This window comes from Actinomadura montaniterrae (genome assembly GCF_008923365.1).
Taxonomy (GTDB): Bacteria; Actinomycetota; Actinomycetes; order Streptosporangiales; family Streptosporangiaceae; genus Spirillospora; species Spirillospora montaniterrae.
The window spans coordinates 21026-37180 of the sequence record NZ_WBMR01000046.1; the positions used below are offsets into that span (position 1 = coordinate 21026).

The 16155-nt window shown below is 69.1% G+C and carries 11 protein-coding genes and 1 other RNA gene; 4 read left to right on the forward strand and 8 right to left on the reverse strand.

All coding sequences use genetic code 11. From position 1 onward, the window contains the following. Positions 1-33 precede the first annotated feature (33 nt). The 3 genes from F9B16_RS18095 to F9B16_RS18105 form a co-directional block, all read right to left on the reverse strand. On the reverse strand, positions 34-1605 hold the full coding sequence (locus F9B16_RS18095) for an MFS transporter (RefSeq protein WP_151541260.1): 1572 nt from the start codon (positions 1603-1605) through the stop codon (positions 34-36). Positions 1606-2006: 401 nt separating this feature from the next. After that, the gene (locus tag F9B16_RS18100) at positions 2007-3662 is read right to left on the reverse strand and encodes an nSTAND1 domain-containing NTPase (protein WP_151541261.1); all 1656 of its coding nucleotides are present in this window, start codon (positions 3660-3662) and stop codon (positions 2007-2009) included. 175 nt (positions 3663-3837) lie between these two features. Continuing rightward, positions 3838-4092, reverse strand: coding sequence for a hypothetical protein (locus F9B16_RS18105; RefSeq protein ID WP_151541262.1), 255 nt, complete (start codon positions 4090-4092; stop codon positions 3838-3840). A gap of 281 nt (positions 4093-4373) precedes the next feature. Between F9B16_RS18105 and fxsT the strand changes: the two genes are divergently transcribed. Beyond that, the gene (fxsT, locus tag F9B16_RS18110; RefSeq protein ID WP_225991723.1) at positions 4374-6923 is read left to right on the forward strand and encodes an FxSxx-COOH system tetratricopeptide repeat protein; all 2550 of its coding nucleotides are present in this window, start codon (positions 4374-4376) and stop codon (positions 6921-6923) included. A 22-nt stretch (positions 6924-6945) separates the two neighbouring features. Here fxsT and F9B16_RS18115 read toward each other — a convergent pair whose 3' ends face one another. The 3 genes from F9B16_RS18115 to F9B16_RS18125 all read right to left on the reverse strand — a co-directional run bounded on the left by F9B16_RS18115 (position 6946) and on the right by F9B16_RS18125 (position 10583). Then, positions 6946-8187: an FxsB family cyclophane-forming radical SAM/SPASM peptide maturase gene (locus F9B16_RS18115; protein ID WP_225991724.1), complete on the reverse strand. Its 1242-nt coding sequence runs from the start codon at positions 8185-8187 to the stop codon at positions 6946-6948. An 89-nt stretch (positions 8188-8276) separates the two neighbouring features. Beyond that, positions 8277-8801 (reverse strand): GNAT family N-acetyltransferase, encoded by a 525-nt coding sequence (locus tag F9B16_RS18120; RefSeq protein WP_225991725.1) that lies wholly within the window; start codon positions 8799-8801, stop codon positions 8277-8279. Positions 8802-8954: 153 nt separating this feature from the next. Then, positions 8955-10583, reverse strand: a complete 1629-nt coding sequence (locus F9B16_RS18125) for a flavin monoamine oxidase family protein (RefSeq protein WP_225991726.1) — start codon at positions 10581-10583, stop codon at positions 8955-8957. Positions 10584-10743: 160 nt separating this feature from the next. On the opposite strand from F9B16_RS18125, the gene F9B16_RS18130 reads away from it, so the two are divergent. Genes F9B16_RS18130 through F9B16_RS18140 form a run of 3 tightly spaced genes read left to right on the forward strand, consistent with a single transcriptional unit; the run spans position 10744 to position 14263 of the window. Next, positions 10744-11643, forward strand: coding sequence for a DUF4231 domain-containing protein (locus F9B16_RS18130; RefSeq protein WP_151541263.1), 900 nt, complete (start codon positions 10744-10746; stop codon positions 11641-11643). A gap of 42 nt (positions 11644-11685) precedes the next feature. Then, on the forward strand, positions 11686-12219 hold the full coding sequence (locus F9B16_RS18135) for a hypothetical protein (RefSeq protein WP_151541264.1): 534 nt from the start codon (positions 11686-11688) through the stop codon (positions 12217-12219). Positions 12220-12262: 43 nt separating this feature from the next. After that, on the forward strand, positions 12263-14263 hold the full coding sequence (locus F9B16_RS18140; protein ID WP_151541265.1) for a class I SAM-dependent methyltransferase: 2001 nt from the start codon (positions 12263-12265) through the stop codon (positions 14261-14263). On the opposite strand, the gene F9B16_RS18145 is transcribed toward F9B16_RS18140, so the two are convergent. Together F9B16_RS18145 and ssrA are read right to left on the reverse strand one after the other, a co-directional pair. After that, entirely contained in the window at positions 14227-15453 is a 1227-nt protein-coding gene (locus F9B16_RS18145) for a M20 metallopeptidase family protein (protein WP_151541266.1), read from the reverse strand. The two genes, F9B16_RS18140 and F9B16_RS18145, sit on opposite strands and share 37 nt — an antisense overlap. Before the next feature lie 141 nt (positions 15454-15594). Then, positions 15595-15967, reverse strand: a transfer-messenger RNA (tmRNA) gene (ssrA, locus tag F9B16_RS18150). Between the last annotated feature and the right edge of the window lie 188 nt (positions 15968-16155).

Genomic DNA, 16155 nt, shown 5'->3' on the forward strand with positions numbered 1-16155 from the left:
GTCAGGCGGCGAGACTCTGCGGTCACCGGCGGATCAACGGCCCCCGGCCCCTACCGCGCCGACGTCCTCGCGCTGGTGAATCTGCACCGAACTCCCATGCCAGGATTCCATCTCGGTGACGGGAGTGCGCTCCCGGCCGTCGGACCTCTCCGTGCCGATCCAGGTGACGGACGCTCTCCAAATCCGGGCCGTTCCCTTTCCGACCCGCCTGGCGGAGCCGGCGAAGGAGACGACCACGAGCCCGGCCCAGGCGGCGGTGAACCCGAGGACGCGCAGGAATTCCCCCAGGAGCACCACGAGCCCGTCGCAGACCTCCTTGAAATAGAGCACGATCAGTACGGCCGCGACGCCGGCGAACACCGTGCGGATCACGAATGCGGTTCCGTTGATTCCGACCGAGTCGATGATCCAGCCGCCGCTGAGCGCCCCCAGCGCCACCGCGCCCACGCTCAGGAAACGCGTGATGCCGGTGATGCGTCCCAGTTCTTTGGGAAAGGCCTTCGCCTGGTGCGCCCTGAGCGCGACATTGATGTACGCGCCGATCACGCTGCACACCCCCCATGCGCCCAGCCCGACGACGGGATTCCGGTGGGCGGTCGCCACCCACACCAGGGGCACCCAGAAAATCGCGCAGAGCACCACCGACGTGCCGGGACTGGTCAGGCGGAGAAGCCATGAGGAACCGATCGCGCCGAGAAGGCCTCCCAATCCCGAGCAGGAGAGCAGCACACCGACCACATAGGTCGGCAGGCCCTCCTGCTGGGCCAGCAGGATCTGCAACAGCACGATCACCTGGAAGGAGAAGTTCGCCAGGACGCAGACGCCGAGCACCGCACGCGAGAACGAGTCCCGCACGAGCAGGGCGAGCGCCGGGCGCAGCGCGCGATCGGTCCCCTCGGCGGCCACGGCATCGGGCGGCCCCGCCCGCTCGCCGGCCGGCGCGCCGTCCGGTTCCGCTCCGGCTCCCGTGCGGCTGAGGAGCCGCTTCCTGACCAGCAAGGTCATGAAAGGAAAGAAAGAGGTGCACGCGTCCACGACCCAGGGCATCACCGGGTTTATGGACAGGAGCATGCCGCCCAAAGGACGGCCGAGGAACATCGACGCGTTGAGTTTCGCTTCGTTGCTGCCGATCGCCGCATTCAACGAATTCTCGGCGACCAGATCCGGCACCGCGGCGATTTCCGCGATCTCGTAGAAGACGGCACATGAACCGTCGATGAACGCGGCCGCGATCAGAAAGTAAACAGGATCATCGGCGAACAGCAGGCAGAAACAGGTGGCCAAGGCCGAGAAGATGCGCACCAGCTGGCTCGCCAGCATCACTTTGCGGCGGTCGATCCGGTCGACCACCACTCCGGCGACCACATGGAACAGCAGCCCCGGGGCGACACTGGCCGCGGTGACGCATCCGGCGGCGATCGGTGACCTGGTCAAAAGGAGCGCGAGCAGCGGCCCCGCGGCGGCCACGCCCATCGAACCGAGCTGCGACACCGCCGACGCCGTGGACAGAATGGCGAAGTCGCCGAACCGGCGTCCGCCGCCGGAAGGGGTTCCGCGTTCCGGCGCGCCGGCTTCGGCCTCGGCACCGGATGGAACGGTGGTCACCGATTGCCCTCCCTGACCTCCACGGCAATCGGCATCCGACGGTGTACTAATAGACAACGAGTATCAACCCGGATAAAAAGCCGCAAACCAGACAGACGTGAGCATTAACTACCCGAAGGCTATCAAAGAAATTACATGAGCACTCCAAGGCCACTTAAAGTCCTGTCCACATCCACTACCACGACAAACAGGTATGTAGTGGCATTCAGGTAACGACAATGCCGCACTTTCATCGCGGCAAGTGATCACTTTGCTCCAGAACGCGATCACCCGCGCGAACGGAGCCTGACCACCGCGTCACCCGCCGGCCGGCGAGCCGGACCGCCACCCGCCTCATACCGCCCCGGTTCCTCGACGAAGGCCTCGTAAACCTCACACGGCACGGCCGTGCGGCGCGATGGTCATGCCGTCCCGGTCATGGCGCGCTTGGCGATGAGGGCCTCGCGATTGCGGCTGTCGTGGCCGAGGACGTCCTCGAACACCGCGCGGGCGGCACGCGTCCGCCCGGACCGCCAGAGGGCCTGCCCGAGCGCCGTCTGGATCGACAGTTCGTGCGGTAGTCGGCTCGCCGCGGCCTGGAGCTGCCGCACGGCCTCACCGGCGTCGCTCGCCAGAAGGATCCGGCCGACCGCGGCCAGGAGCCAGCCGACCGCGGCGTTGTCCGGAACGGCCTCGCAGATCGTGGCGGCCTCTTTGTAGCGCGCTATCGCCGTCGGAGGGTCCCCATGCTCGTAAGCGATGTCGCCGAGGAAGGTGGTCGCAGCGGCGAGGACCTTCATGTCGCCTTCGCCGCAGGCGCGGACGGCCGCCTCCGCGTGCCGCCGCGCGAGTTCCGGATCGCCGTCGAGAAGCGCCAGCCGCGCCTGGCGCAGCCGTATCGAGGGCCCGGGCCGCCTGATGGGGACCGCCCCGCCGTCGAGTTTCCCGATCGGCTCGATAAGCCGGGGATGCTGCAGTTCGAAGCACCGGTCCTTGTCACGGAGGCGCGCTCGGATGAGGTGACTGTCCTGCACCGCGTCGACGACCGCCTTGGGGACGTCCTCGTACAGCCGCGACTCGGAAACTCCCGCGCGCCCCCACGGCCCGACGAACACGCCGCGGAACCAGGACAGGACGTTCGCCGCCCGAAGACTCTGGTCAGCGGCGATCGTGACCAGGCTGTGCGCGCAGTACTCCCCGAGGACCCGGTTGACCTCGCCGCGCAGCCGCTCCGCTGAGATCTCGGTATCCGCGGGCAGGTCCTCCCAGAGGCGGGCGCAGACGAGCCGGAGCAGCGCGGGCTCGACCCGCGAGGTGGTCTGCACACCGCCCGCCATGCGGACCGTCCGCAACTCCCGTACCAGCGCATCGGCAAGATCTCCGCTACTCCGGCCGGCCGTGCGCAACAGCACGTCCGCCGCTTCGCGCGCCGCCTCGGGCGTCAGCGGCTCCAGGGAGCACGTCGCCGGCGACTCCTGCCCCAGCCGGCCGGCGAGTTCGAGCGCCTCGTCGACCGCGTCGTCGCGGACGACCAGGAGCAGGTGCAGGTCCGGCTCCTCCTTCATGGCCGCCGTCAGGTCGTCGAGGAGCTCGCGGCGGTCCCGCTCATGCCGGGGCGAGGGCCGCAGCAGCCCTTCCACCCCGTCGATGGCGGCGAGCGCGGGAAGCCGGCTGCCGAACCGGTCCACCCGGCGGTGCTTGCGGAGGAACGTCCCGATCGGCAGTTCAGAGATCTGCACCGGTGACGCCCGCTCGTACCACGACGCGAGTACGGCGAGCCGGAAATGGTTGTACTCCGGCAGCGCCGCCACCGGGAACGCCGGCCGGTACGCGATGTGCGCGACGGGCAGCACGTTCGCGCCCTGCTCCCGCAGCTCCGGCAGGACGCCCGCGCGCAACAGGGAGGTCTTGCCGACGCCGGCGGCGCCGTGGAGCACGGTGAGCCGGTTCTCCGCCCACTTCTCCCGGACCTCGCGCGCCTCCGGCTCCCTACCGCGGAAGACCTCCCGATCCCGCTCATCGAACGCGCGAGGGCCGGCATTGGCATGCGGTCCGTGCGGATGAGAAGGCGCGATCATCGTTCCGTCCCCAGGAGCGGATATCCGCTGGAGAGCTGCGGCGACATCGGATTCAAGATGCCCAGGTCTGCCGAGAATAACGCACCGCCGTTCCGCCCGGCGCCGAATGCGGTGAACGCCCTCTCCCCATCACCGTTCCGATCGGCCGGGACGGTCTTCGGCCGCGGTCACCGGCTCAAACGCCGCGCAGGGCGCTCCGCTCGACACTGAAGTCCGCCTCGCGGATGAACACCTTGTTGTCGAAGGTGAGCCCGTTGCCGTGGCCGCCTTCGGCGTTCGAGAGCCTCATGAGGAGCCTGTTGTCGAATCCGCGGCCGGCGGGGTTCGGCAGGGATGCCTCCGCCAGTGCCCGCTTGAGGCCGGGTGGGATGGAAACGGCCTGGTCGGCGGCCGGAAGCTCGTTCAGAGGGCGGAAGGGGGATTCCGTCATGTGTGTGTCTCCTTCAACGTCGACACCGCAGAGCCGCATCCACGCCGCCGCACGACGGCACGGCTATCCCGGCCATGGTCTCAGAAAGCCGCCCGCAAAGCCATAGGACGGAACGGCGCCGCCATCCGGACCGAACACAATCGAGATGAAGACGTCCGAAATCCGTTCCTGATCCGTGTGTCACCTGACACAGACTGGTACGAGCAGCTTCAATACACTATCTTCATTGACGGAATTACTTGACCACGACGTGATGCGGCGTGTCCGGTGGGGGCGCGGGCGTGGCGCAGGGGGATCGAGTGACCAACGTACAGCCGGATTCATCGTTCGCCACGGATCGCGTACCGCAGATCTGGGGCAAGGTCCCTCCGAGGAACAAGAACTTCACCGGCCGGACGGATCTGCTCGAGCGACTACGCGGAGGCCTGGCCAACCGGGTCACGGCGGTCGTTCCGCACGCGCTGCACGGTCTCGGCGGTGTCGGCAAGACCCAGATGGCGGTCGAATACGCCTACCGGTACAGATCCGAATACGACCTCGTGTGGTGGATCCCCGCCGACCAGCCCGTCCTGGTGCGCTCCTCGCTCGCCAGCCTCGCGCAGCCCCTCGGCCTCCCCTCGGCCTCCGTGAGCGGTGTCGAGGACGCGGCCAACGCCGTCCTGGACGCGCTGCGCCGCGGCGAGCCCTATACCAACTGGCTGCTGATCTTCGACAACGCCGACGAGCCCGAGGAACTGACCGAGACGCTCCCGCAGGGTCCCGGCCACGTCCTGATCACCTCGCGGAACCACCGCTGGGCGGGCGTCGTCGACGCGGTCCCGATCGACGTCTTCACCCGTGAGGAGAGCATCGAGTTCCTCACGCGCCGGGTCCCCCGCGGCATCAGCGCGGAGAACGCCGACAGGCTCGCGGAGGAACTGGGCGACCTTCCGCTCGCTTTGGAGCAGGCGGGTGCGCTTCACGCGGAGACCGGTATCGCGGTATCGGACTACCTGCAGCTTCTGGGCGAGCGCACGAGCCAGCTGCTCTCCCAGGGAAAGCCGACCGAATACCCGGTGTCGATGACGGCCGCATGGGCCCTTTCGGTCGCCAGTCTCGAAGAGAAGATGCCTGAGGCCCTGGAACTCCTGCGCTATTGCGCTTTCTTCGGTCCCGAGCCGATCCCGCGGGACGCCGTCAGCAAAGCGGTGCCCGGCCTCAGTCCGGGGCTTTCGGCCCTGATCGGCGACCCCATCCGGCTGAGCCGGGCCATCGGCGAACTGGGCCGCTTCGCTCTGGCGCGGCTCGACCTCCCCGCCCGGACCATTCAGGTCCACCGGCTGATCCAGGCGCTGGTCCGCGACGAATTGTCGGAGTCGGAGCAGGAGCGCCTCCGGCACGAGGTCCACCTCCTCCTGGCCGAATACACCAGGTCGGACCCGAACGACGCGGCGAACTGGCCGAAGTACCTGAACGCCCTCGGCCACTTCGAGCCGGCCGGAGTCGCGCAATGCCAGGACCCGGTGGTGCGCAATCTCTCCCTCGACCTCATCACCTACCTCTACACGTCCGGCGACTACGGCTCCGCGCGCAATTTCGTGCAGTCCTTCCTGGAGGAATGGACCGTCTCGTCCGGCGCTGACCACGAGAACGTCCTCAGGCTCCACGTGGAAATGGGCAACCTCCTCCGCGAACTCGGCCAGTACCCGGACGCCACCGAGCGCGGCCTGCAGACGCTGGACGTGGCCGAGAAGACGCTCGGCCCCGACCATGACACGACGCTGCGCGCCCTGCGCGGGCGAGCCACCGACCTGCGGTCGAGCGGTGACTTCCAGCAGGCCTTCGAAAGCGACCAGGAGGCGCTGCGCCGGATCGAGGCCAAGTCGAACGAAAAGAGCTTTCCCCTGTGGCGCGCCATCAACAGCGTCGCGCTCGACTATGGACTTCAGAGCGACTACGCGAGCGCCCGGACCCTTCTCGAGAACGTCTTCCGAGAAGTGCTCATGGTCGGCGGCCAGGCCACGGACCCGAGCGCCTATGTCAACATCTACACAGGGCTGGCGCGGGCGGTGCGGCTGAGCGGGGACTTCTCGGAGGCCTGCGACCTCGGCGAGGACGCTTATGCGTTCAGCATCGAGAGCCTGGGGCCCGACCATTCTTGGACGCTGCGCACCGGCAAGGACCTGTCCATCGCGTGGCGCCGGGCAGGTGACTACGACCGGGCTCTGGAAGTCGGGGAGGACGTCCATCAGCGCTACGTCCGGGCCTTCGGCATCGGCCACCCGGACACCCTGGCGGCCGCGACCTGCCTGGCGAACATCCGCCGCACGATGGGCGAGTTCCAGGAGGCGCTGACCCTCGCCGAGGACACCGTCCGCCGCTATCCGCGCGTTTACCCGCCCGAGCACCCGTACTACCACGCCTGCTCGGGGAACCTGGCGATCCTGCAGCGGGTCACCGGCGACGTGGCCCAGGCTCGCAAGACGAACGAGAAGGCGCTGGCGGGCCTGGAGTTCAAGCTGACGCGCGATCACCACTACTCCCTCACCGTGGCGCTCAACCTGTCCAGCGACCTCGCGGAACTGGGTGAGATGGAGTCGGCGCACAAGCTCTGCTCCGGCACGATGCGTCGGCTGCGCGCTCTGCTGGGCGACGAGCACCCGCTGACGCTGTCGGCCGCCGCGAACACCGTGGCCAACCTGCGCGCCCTCGGCCAGGACGAGGAGGCCGACGAGCTGTTCGCCGAGACCGAGCAGGGCTACCGCCACACCCTCACGCTGGAGCACCCGGACGCCCAGGTCTTCCTGGAGGGACGCAGGCTCGACGCGGACTTCGACCCGCCGCCGATCTAGCAGGCGGCCGCCGGGCCGGCGGTCACCCGACGGTGACCGCCGGCTCCGCTCTCAGCGCCGCCAGGTCGCGGCTGAGGACGTCGCGGATGTGGGTGATGAGTTTCAGCAGGTCACGGCAGTACACCGACGGGTTCCGGAATCCGGTGCCCGACTTGTAGCGGTGCGGGTAGAGGCCCGCGCCGCACACCTCGTGCGCGTCGCAGGCCAGGCACTGCGCCGACAGCGCCTGGCGGCCGATCTGCCGGGCGGCGACGGACGGCAGCGACAGCACGGTGTCGAACGGGTCGCGGGACACGTGCAGCCGGGTGCCCGCGGCTCCGTCGTAGACGGACTTCAGCGAGTCGACCTGTTCGATCTCGCCGTTGGTCTCCACCACGGCGACGGCCACCGGGGACAGTCCCACCGCCTCGCTGGCGGACATGCGTCCGAACAGCAGCCGGATGATCTCGCTGAACAGCCGGATCCGCACCTGGTCGGCCTCGTGTTCGTACCAGCGGTCGAAGATGGCGATGAGCCAGTCCCCGTACGGCGTCGACTCGTCCGGGTGGCGGCCCGGAGGCGGGGTGTCCCAGTTCCCGTGCGGGAGCAGGAAGTCCATCTCCGGGGGCCCGAACTCCAGCAGCGCCTCGTAGGTGGCGATCGGGTCGTTGCGCAGCTCGATCGTGCTGAGCAGGCCGCCGAACAGATGCCGGTACCGGGGTTCGGTCAGCCGCTCCAGGCCCGTCCGGACGTCCTGGTAGCTGCCTCGCCCGTTCGCGCGCCGCCGGTGCCGGTCGTGGCCCTCCTCGTCGCCGTCCATGCTCACGCCCACGCTGACGCCGTGCTCGGCGAACAGGTCGAGGAACATCTCGTCGAGCAGGACGCCGTTGGTCTGGACGCTGAAGCCGGCGCGCACGTCGGGGTCGCAGGCGGCGCGGATCGTCTCGACGGCGTGCCGCAGGTGCTCGACGCCCGCGAGGAGCGGTTCGCCGCCGTGCAGGACGACCTCGACCTCGGGGAGCAGGTTCATCCGGGCGTGCTCGGCGATGCGCTCCGCCGCCCACCCGACGACCTGCCGCGACATCCGCCGGGGCTGCCGCCGCCAGCCCTGGTCGGCCATCTCGTACATGTAGCAGTAGTCGCAGGCGAGGTTGCACCTGCTGTGCACCTTGAGGATGAAGTCGCGGATCGGGGTCGGCCGCCAGCCGCGTTCCAGGAGCGCGCGCACGTCCAGAGCCCCCGGCCACTCGATCTCCCGGCCGGGTTCGTCCCTGCGGACGCCCACGCTTGCCGACCTCCTAGGTGAGACCAAGACGCGGCGCTGCGCTTGTATTTTGTACTGGTATATCGGGCTTACATGATCAATAAACGCGATCAACTGTCGTTCGTCAAGGCCCACCGCTCATGGTCCCGCCACGCACCGCCGATCTTGATGTACGCGGGCGAGAACCCCTCCCGGCGGAAGCCGAGCCGCTCCACCAGCCGCAGGGACCCGGCGTTCCCCGGCTGGATGTCGGCCTCCACCCGGTGCAGTCCCAGCCGTTCGAAGGCGTACCAGACGGCCAGCGCGACGCCCTCGGTCATGTAGCCCCGTCCGGCGTGCGGCAGGAACGCCGCATAGCCCAGCACACCCCGCTGGTACGACCCGCGGACGATCTCGTTGATGTTGACCATGCCCGCGAGGTCCCCGCCGTCGCGCAGGCAGACGACCATTCCCACCGCGGTCGCCTCGTCGAACCGCGCGAGGTACGCCGCGAACTCCTCCGCGGACCGCGGCAGCGAGACCCACGGCCCGTGCAGCGCCGTGCTCGCCTTCACCAGTTCGAGGAACCGGGACTCGTCCTCCGCCCGCACCCGCCGCAACAGGACGCGAGTGCCCACCGTCAGCTCCGCGCTCACCCGCGAAATCTACGCCACCCCGGGCACTTCGCCCTCGCCCTCCCCCGGAACCCGGGGCGGGGCGGGGCGGCCGGGACCGGCGCAAGCCCGGCCGGGAGGCATCCGGGCCGGGCCCGGCCAACGCTCTGCGATTCCGAGTTCCGAGAGAGATGGTCAGTGTGCCAACGCGCGGGTGTGGAGGGCGGTGACGGCCTGGCGGGCGGAGAGGATGGCGCCGTGCTGCCAGGCGTCCATGTAGGAGAGCCAGTCGCCGGCGTAGAGGACGCGGCCGGTGGGCGCGGTCAGCGGCTTGAGGACGGGGGCGTCGGGGGTCCAGCCGGGGAGGTTGTGCCAGGCGCCTTCGATGTGCGGGATGTAGCGCCATGACTGGGAGAAGGAGGAGGCGAGTTCCGTCCGGTACTTGGCGCCGTAGATGCGTTCGCCGAGGGCGACGGCACGGTCCTGGCGCTGTCGCGGGGTCATCTTGCCGTACTTGTCGGCGGTCTCGTCGTAGTTGTAGTAGCCGACGATGACGCCCCGCCTCTCGTGGAAGCCGTGGGAGGGGTGCCAGACATGCGTGAGGTCGAGGTCGGTCTCGGTGATGCCGCCGTAGATGCGGTGGTCGGTCTCCCACCACCGGCTGCGGTACTCCAGTCCGATCTTGCTGGCGGAGGCGGGGGTGATGGCCCGCAGGGCCGTCTGGACGTCGTCGCCGAGGTTGTGCGGGAGCCCGGCCAGCAGGTGCGGGGGCATCGCGGCGATGCAGTAGTCGGCGTCCAGGGTCTTCTGGCGGCCCGCGGCGTCGGTGTAGTGGACGGTCACGCCGTCCGGCCGCTGCACGAGGCGGGAGGCGGCGCAGCCCAGCTTGACCTTGCCGGCGCCGATGGCGCGCGTCAGCGCCCTGGGGATCTGGTCCATGCCGCCGACCGGCTGGAACATCAGCATCGCCTGGTCGTACTCGAACTCGAAGGAGAAGTAGCGGCCGACGGCGGACGCGAACACGTCGGAGACGTCGGGAACCGAGCCCAGCGGCGTGCCGGGCTGGCCGGCCGCGCCGGGGTAGGCGGAGAAGCCGCGGTTGGTGCCGCCCTTGTAGGCATAGCCGTCGGACTTGCCGCCGATCTGGCCCCAGTCCTCCAGGAACGACAGCAGCGCGGCGCGGTCGTCGCCGGTCAGCTCGGCGTCCAGGGCGCCGCTGCCGGTGGCCTTGGCGAGCAGCTCGCTCACGTACCCGTAGACGTCCGCCTTGGCCGTCCGGTAGCGCATGGGGTGCCCGGGCTTCATGCCGGAGGACTCGTTGTAGATGTAGGCGTCGGCATTGACGTTGGTGAACACCTCGATCGGGACGCCGAGTTCCCTGCAGTAGTCGAGCGTGACCATCCACTGGGCGAGCCTCGCGGGACCCGCGTTGAGGTACTGCCCTTCGCTGAAACGGGCGACCTGCTTGTTGCCGAACAGGTCGGTCTGCGCGGTGCCGCCGCGCACCGTGAAGTTGCGGCCGCCCGTCCGGTCGCGGGGTTCCAGGATCGTGCAGCGGTATCCGGCCTTGCCGAGTTCGTAGGCGGAGACGAGGCCGGCGATGCCGCCGCCGAGGATGACGACGCTGGCGGCGCTGCGCCCGGTGAGGTGGAAGTCGGCGGGGCTGAGGGGCCGGAAGGGCGGCGTGGCCGCGGTGGCCTCGGCCGGTGCGAGGCCGAGCGCCCCCATGGCCGCGAACATCGTGCCGGCACCGCCCGTCACGCCCACCGCGCGCAGGAAGCTCCTGCGCGTCTGCCCGTGCCGCGTCCGCTGGATCTGTGCCAAGGCGCATCTCCCCACATGAAGATCGTTCCGTCGATGCGCCGACGATCTTCATTTTGGAACGTTTCGGACAGAGTGCTCCCCTGTGAACTTCATGTGTCCTGGCGCCCCACGCGTCACTTCTGCGGTAAACGTCAGGTTTTCCGTAGACAGATGACCGTCGTTGGCTTCCTATCGGTATGTGGATCCGATTTCTGAGACGGAGTTCCCGGCGTCGTTCCTGGCCGCCGATCGCCATGCGCAGGTGGGGCAGCAGAGACTTCTCACGGCGACCGGGGTCAGGCTGGTCGCGCTCGTCTCGGCGGCGGTCTTCGGCGCCCTGAGCCTCAAGAGCGGCCACGTGGACCTCGCCGCCTTCGGCGCCGCCACCGCGCTGATCGTGGCACTGGTGACGGAGGTCTATCTGCTGACCGTCCGGCCTGACCGGCACTGGTACGCGGCCCGCGCCATGGCGGAGTCCGTCAAGTCGCTGGCCTGGCGCTACCTGGTGGGCGGGCGCCCCTTCACGCGGGGAAGCGAAGACGGGCATCACGCCGACGAACTGCTCTTGCGCCGGTTCGGCAGCATCACCGACGCTCTCCGGGGCGTCGTCGTGGCGCCGCCACCGGAAGGCGGCCTGCAGATCACCGGCGCGATGCGGCAGGTGAGGGCGATGTCGCTGGACGAGAGGCGGCACGCCTACACGATGGGCCGGATCAACGACCAGCGGTCCTGGTACGCCTCCCGAGCGCTGCTGAATGAGCGGAGGGCCGCCCGGTGGTCGGTCGTGCTGGCCGTCGTGGAGGCCATCGGGCTCGTCTGCGCGGTGCTGAAGGCGGCGCAGGTGATCAACATCGACCTGGCGGGGGTGGCCGGCGGGCTCGCCGCCGCCGGCGTGGCCTGGCTGCAGACCCGGCAGCATCATCAGCTGGCCAGCGCCTATGCGGTCGCCGCCCAGGAACTGGCCGACATCGCCTCGCGCGTGGACTGGCCCGAGACCGAAGCGGAGTGGGCGCACTTCGTCGACGAGGCGGAGGAGGCGATCTCCCGTGAGCACACTCTCTGGTGGGCATCGCACAGTTGAGGCCGGCCGGGCGGGACGCGACGGCGGAAGGACGGTGACGGCATGCGCATCGCCGTGACCGGCCACCGGGACCTGACCGCACGGTCCGCTCTCGCGGTGGAGGCGTGGATCCGGGATCTGCTCGGTTCGCACGCCCCAGGGCTGGTGGGGGTCTCCTGCCTCGCGGAGGGCGCCGACCAGATCTTCGCGCGCGTCGTCCTCGAACTCGGCGGCACGCTGGAGGCCGTGGTCTGCGCCGCGGACCGCCGCCGTGCCCTCCCGGCGACGGCGAGGGAGCTCTACGACCGGCTGCTCGGCGCGGCCGCCCGAACACGCCGGCTCCCCTTCGCCGAATCCACGTCTCACGCCCATGAGGCGGCGAACCTCGTCATGCTGGAGGCGGTGGACGAACTCATCGCGGTCTGGGACGGCCGGCCTGCGCGGGGACGGGGCGGTACGGCGGAGGTGGTCGACGAGGCCCGGCGGCGAGGCATCCCCGTCAGGCTGGTCTGGCCACCGGGCTCGGCGCGTTCTTCGGCGTACGGCCGGGCGGCATTCGACCGGTTCGTGATCAATTCGTACGCTGCCGGGAAATGAGATATCGCGGTACGCTGGTAACGCCGAACGGACATGGCATATCGTGTCGCACGCCCCGGCGCCGAACCGAAAGGCAGGAAGAGCCTTGGATCGCACCAGAGTCTTTCTCGCCTGGTCCCAGCAGGTCTCCGAGGAGAGCGCACTGAACAAGGCGCTCGATATGGTGCGAAAGCAGCTCGGCGAGCGCGAATACGTTGTCTACGACTGGAGTCAGCAGCAACATATCCGCAATATCGGCGCGGAAATAGAGAACCAGCTGCACCAGTGCGACCTGGTGATCCTGGAGGGCTCGTCCGGTCGCCCCAATCTGGCGTTCGAGGTCGGTTTCGCGCGGCGTGCCGACATCCCGGTCATCATCCTGAAGCAGGAGGGCACCGACGCGCTTCCCGAGGACTTCGGGGCGCCCAAGTACCTGCAGTACCCGAAGGACGCGAGCTGGGAAGCGAACTTCAAGCGGTTCGAAGCGGATCTGCGCAGGCTGCTGGACACGCTGGAGAGCGGCGTGCTCAGCCCGGGACACCGGGACCTGCGCCGGGCAAGGGCCGAGTTCCACCACTGCGTGCAGCAGATACTGGACACCTATCCCGGCGATCACGCCCACCTGCACCTGATGGACGGGCTGCTCAAGGCGATGGCGGGCGGGATCCGCGAGGGCGGGCAGTCGATCATCACCGCGCATCCCGACTACTACGTGCGGATGTTCAACGCCCTGCAGAAGCGGGCCGGCGTCCGCGTCAAGGCGATCGCCGACCTCACCGACGACATCGAGCCGTTCTGGAGGTCCAGCAAGCCGGACCTGACCACCCCGGTGGGCGAGCGGGTCTTCCTCGTCGACTGGCGGCTGTTCTTCGAGCGCGAGGCGGAGCTGTCCCGGTACATCGACACCTGGCGCAAGGAGCTCCTGCGGCACAAGGACTACAAGATCTTCGTCGCCACCAAGGACGACATCGACCCGCGTGCCCGGCATCCGTTCAGCACCGAGACGGTCGGCCTGAACCTGCTGCTCATCGAGGACGACGCCACCTTCGGCGGCTACCGCCGGAGCCGGGATTCGGGCGAGCAGGAGGTGTTCATCGTGGAACACGACGAGCACCGCTGCGAGAACGCGCGGGTGTTCTACAACGCGGTGGTGGAGGGCGCGGTCCGGTTCGAGTCGGCCGACGACTTCGTGACCCTGAAGCGCAAATGGCTCGGCAAGCACCGGATCGGCCAATGGGACCTGGCCTGGAACCAGCAGACCGAGCGGCGGCCACCGGCCTATTTCGACCGGTACGACCAGCACGTTCGCTGCTGGATACCGCTCTACAACGAGCTCATCTCCGAATGCGCTGCGGCGGTGGCCCGCGAGATCCTGCATATCCGGCAGGGCACCGGAAAGCCCGTGGACCTGCTGGAGATCGGCCACGGAACCGGCAGCCTCACCGCGTTGATCCTGCCTTGGATCAAGCATCTCAGCGAGCCCTCCGAAGCCCTCGGCGACCTTCCGCCGGTCGGCCACTACTACGCGGTGGACCGTGCCGAGCAGATGCACAACATCGCCCGGGAGTACTTGGGCGACGACGTGAACGCGCGGGTTCACCTGCTCAAGCAGATCGCCTGGCAGGGTGTGCGCGATGATCTGCGCCACGATGTCATCTTCGGCTCCCTGGTGACGCATTTCATGCTCGATCGCGATGCCGGGCGGGCGAGCGCGGACACCTTCTTCAAGGAATGCCTGCGCAGGCTGAGGCCAGGCGGGAGCCTGGTCTTCTCCGACTCCTTCGGCATCGACGAGAGCTCGGGGATGACGTCGGAGGACGCCGCCAGGCAATGGCGCGACGCCATGATCGCGCATGGCCTGACGGACGACTACGCCAACGGGTTCATCAGCGGGAATCCCGACATGATCGGCGCTTTCTCGTGTGAGGAGCTCAGGGAGGTCGCCGCCGAGAACGGCCTGGTCCCGGTGGGCGAGCGGTCGATCGGCTCCATGCCGTTCTTCAAGGTCATGGCCTTCCGGTGCCCCGCTCAGGGCACCGGGGCGGCCGCCGTCCCGGCGACGTAGCCGAGGGCCAGTGCCCGGGCCGTGGCGGCCACGGCCTCGTCGGGCGGCAGGAAGTCGGGCTGGTGCAGCGGGACCGGCTCGAATCCCGGCGCGCCGCGGAGCCCCACGAAGATCATGAGTGCCGGGCAGACGGTCCGGTAGTGCGCGAAGTCATCGCCACCGCAGGAGCGCCACGGAGGGGCGAGCCGGAAACCGGTGCCGGCGGCCAGGGACCGAGCGGCCCGCGCCAGGCCCTCGTCGTTGACGAGCGCGGGTTCGGTCTTGGGGAACGTCATCGCGGCCGTGCAGCCGTGCGCGCCGGCGATGTGGGACGTCATCCGCGTCACCGCGTCCCGCAGCCTGTCCTGGTCGCGCTCGTCGAGCGCGCGGAAGGTGAGCCTGGCCTCCGCATGGTCGGGGATGATGTTCTCCGCCGAGCCCGCCCGGATGCTCCCGACCGTCAGCGTCGCCGCCCTGGTCGGGTCCACCCGCCGTCCGACCAGCCCGTTCAGCCCGACCACGAGGTGCGCCAGCGCCAGCACCGGATCGGCGGCCTGGTGGGGGTAGGCGGCATGGCCGCCCGCGCCCTCGATCACGATGTGCACGGCGTCGGCGGCGGCGTTGACGGCTCCCGGCTCGATCCCGACGCCTCCCCAGGGCAGCTCCGGATGAACGTGCGCCGCGATCGCGGCTCGTACGCCGGCCGTCAGTTCCGGCTCCTGGACGAGCGCGAGCGCCCCGGAGGGATGGCGCTCCTCGCTGGGCTGGAAGACCGCGGTGAGCCTGGCCGGCAGAGCGTCGCGCATCCGGTGGGCGGCGCGCACCAGAGCGACCAGCGCCGCGAGATGGACGTCGTGGCCGCAGGCGTGCATGGTCTCGCCGGTGGCGGCGTACGGGACCCCGGTGCGTTCCCTGATCTCCAAGCCGTCGAGTTCGGCCCGCACCCAGACCGCGTCGAGAGCCGGGTCGCCGACCGACACCAGCCGTCCCGTTCCGGCGAAGCCCCGTCCCGGGACGGGAAGAGCGGCGTCAACGAGCGCGGCCGTGGCGTGCTCCCGCAATCCGAGTTCCGGGACGCCGTGGAGCCTGTGACGCAGTTCGACGGCACCGGGAAGCTCCCCGTCCAGAAGTCTCAGCAGTTCCCGGAGCGTGTCGGCACCGGGCAGAGGCAGACCAGAAGAACCGTCGGCGGCCATGTCACGTCGCCCCATCGCTTGGCTCTGGAAGCCCAGGATGACAGGCACCCTGAAACCTGCCAAGTGCCCGTCGGTGAAGGGCTACCTGACATGCACGGCCCTGGACGGACGCGAACGGCCCGACCGGAACAGAAGGTTCCGATCGGGCCGTGAGCATGGTGGAGGTGGCGGGAATCGAACCCGCGTCCTTCGGTGAAGAGCTAGGGCTTCTCCGGGCGCAGCCTGCTTATCGCTTTCTCAGTCCCGGCGCTCACGCAGGCGTGTCGCCGACGGACTCAGTCGCTGTTGGTTTTCCCTACCGGCCCCGCGACCGGACTGGTAGGTGGAGTCTCCTTACGATGCCAGACCCCGGTTCGGAGACGCTACCGGGCTGACAGAGTTCGCTCCTCGCTCAGGCGGCGAGGGCGAACTCGGACTGCTTCTTGTTGGCAGTTATTGGTTTGCTGTCACAGGATTAACGAGGTCACGACAGCAACCCTCGACCCGCTTCCCCTGGCTCGAACGACCGAAGTCGAAGCCGGTCACCCCCATGTTGAGTTGTCAAAGCGGCCGCCGCAGGACGTCCGCACGATGACGTTACAAGGATAACGCCCGCCGGAGCAACGTCATTCCCGGGCAGGGCCCGGACATGCAGGAACCCCGGTGGCGCGACCGAGTCGCGCCACCGGGGTCGACCGGCAGGGTCAGGCCGGTCCGGACGGCAGAGCCTCCCCCGAG

Bases quoted from the DNA above. Each gene is read 5' to 3' on its own strand.
- F9B16_RS18105 (WP_151541262.1), bottom strand. From the start codon at position 4,092: ATGACGGAATCCCCCTTCCGCCCTCTGAACGAGCTTCCGGCCGCCGAC.
- F9B16_RS18135 (WP_151541264.1), top strand. From the start codon at position 11,686: ATGCGCATCGCCGTGACCGGCCACCGGGACCTGACCGCACGGTCCGCT.
- F9B16_RS18145 (WP_151541266.1), bottom strand. From the start codon at position 15,453: ATGGGGCGACGTGACATGGCCGCCGACGGTTCTTCTGGTCTGCCTCTG.
- F9B16_RS18100 (WP_151541261.1), bottom strand. From the start codon at position 3,662: ATGATCGCGCCTTCTCATCCGCACGGACCGCATGCCAATGCCGGCCCT.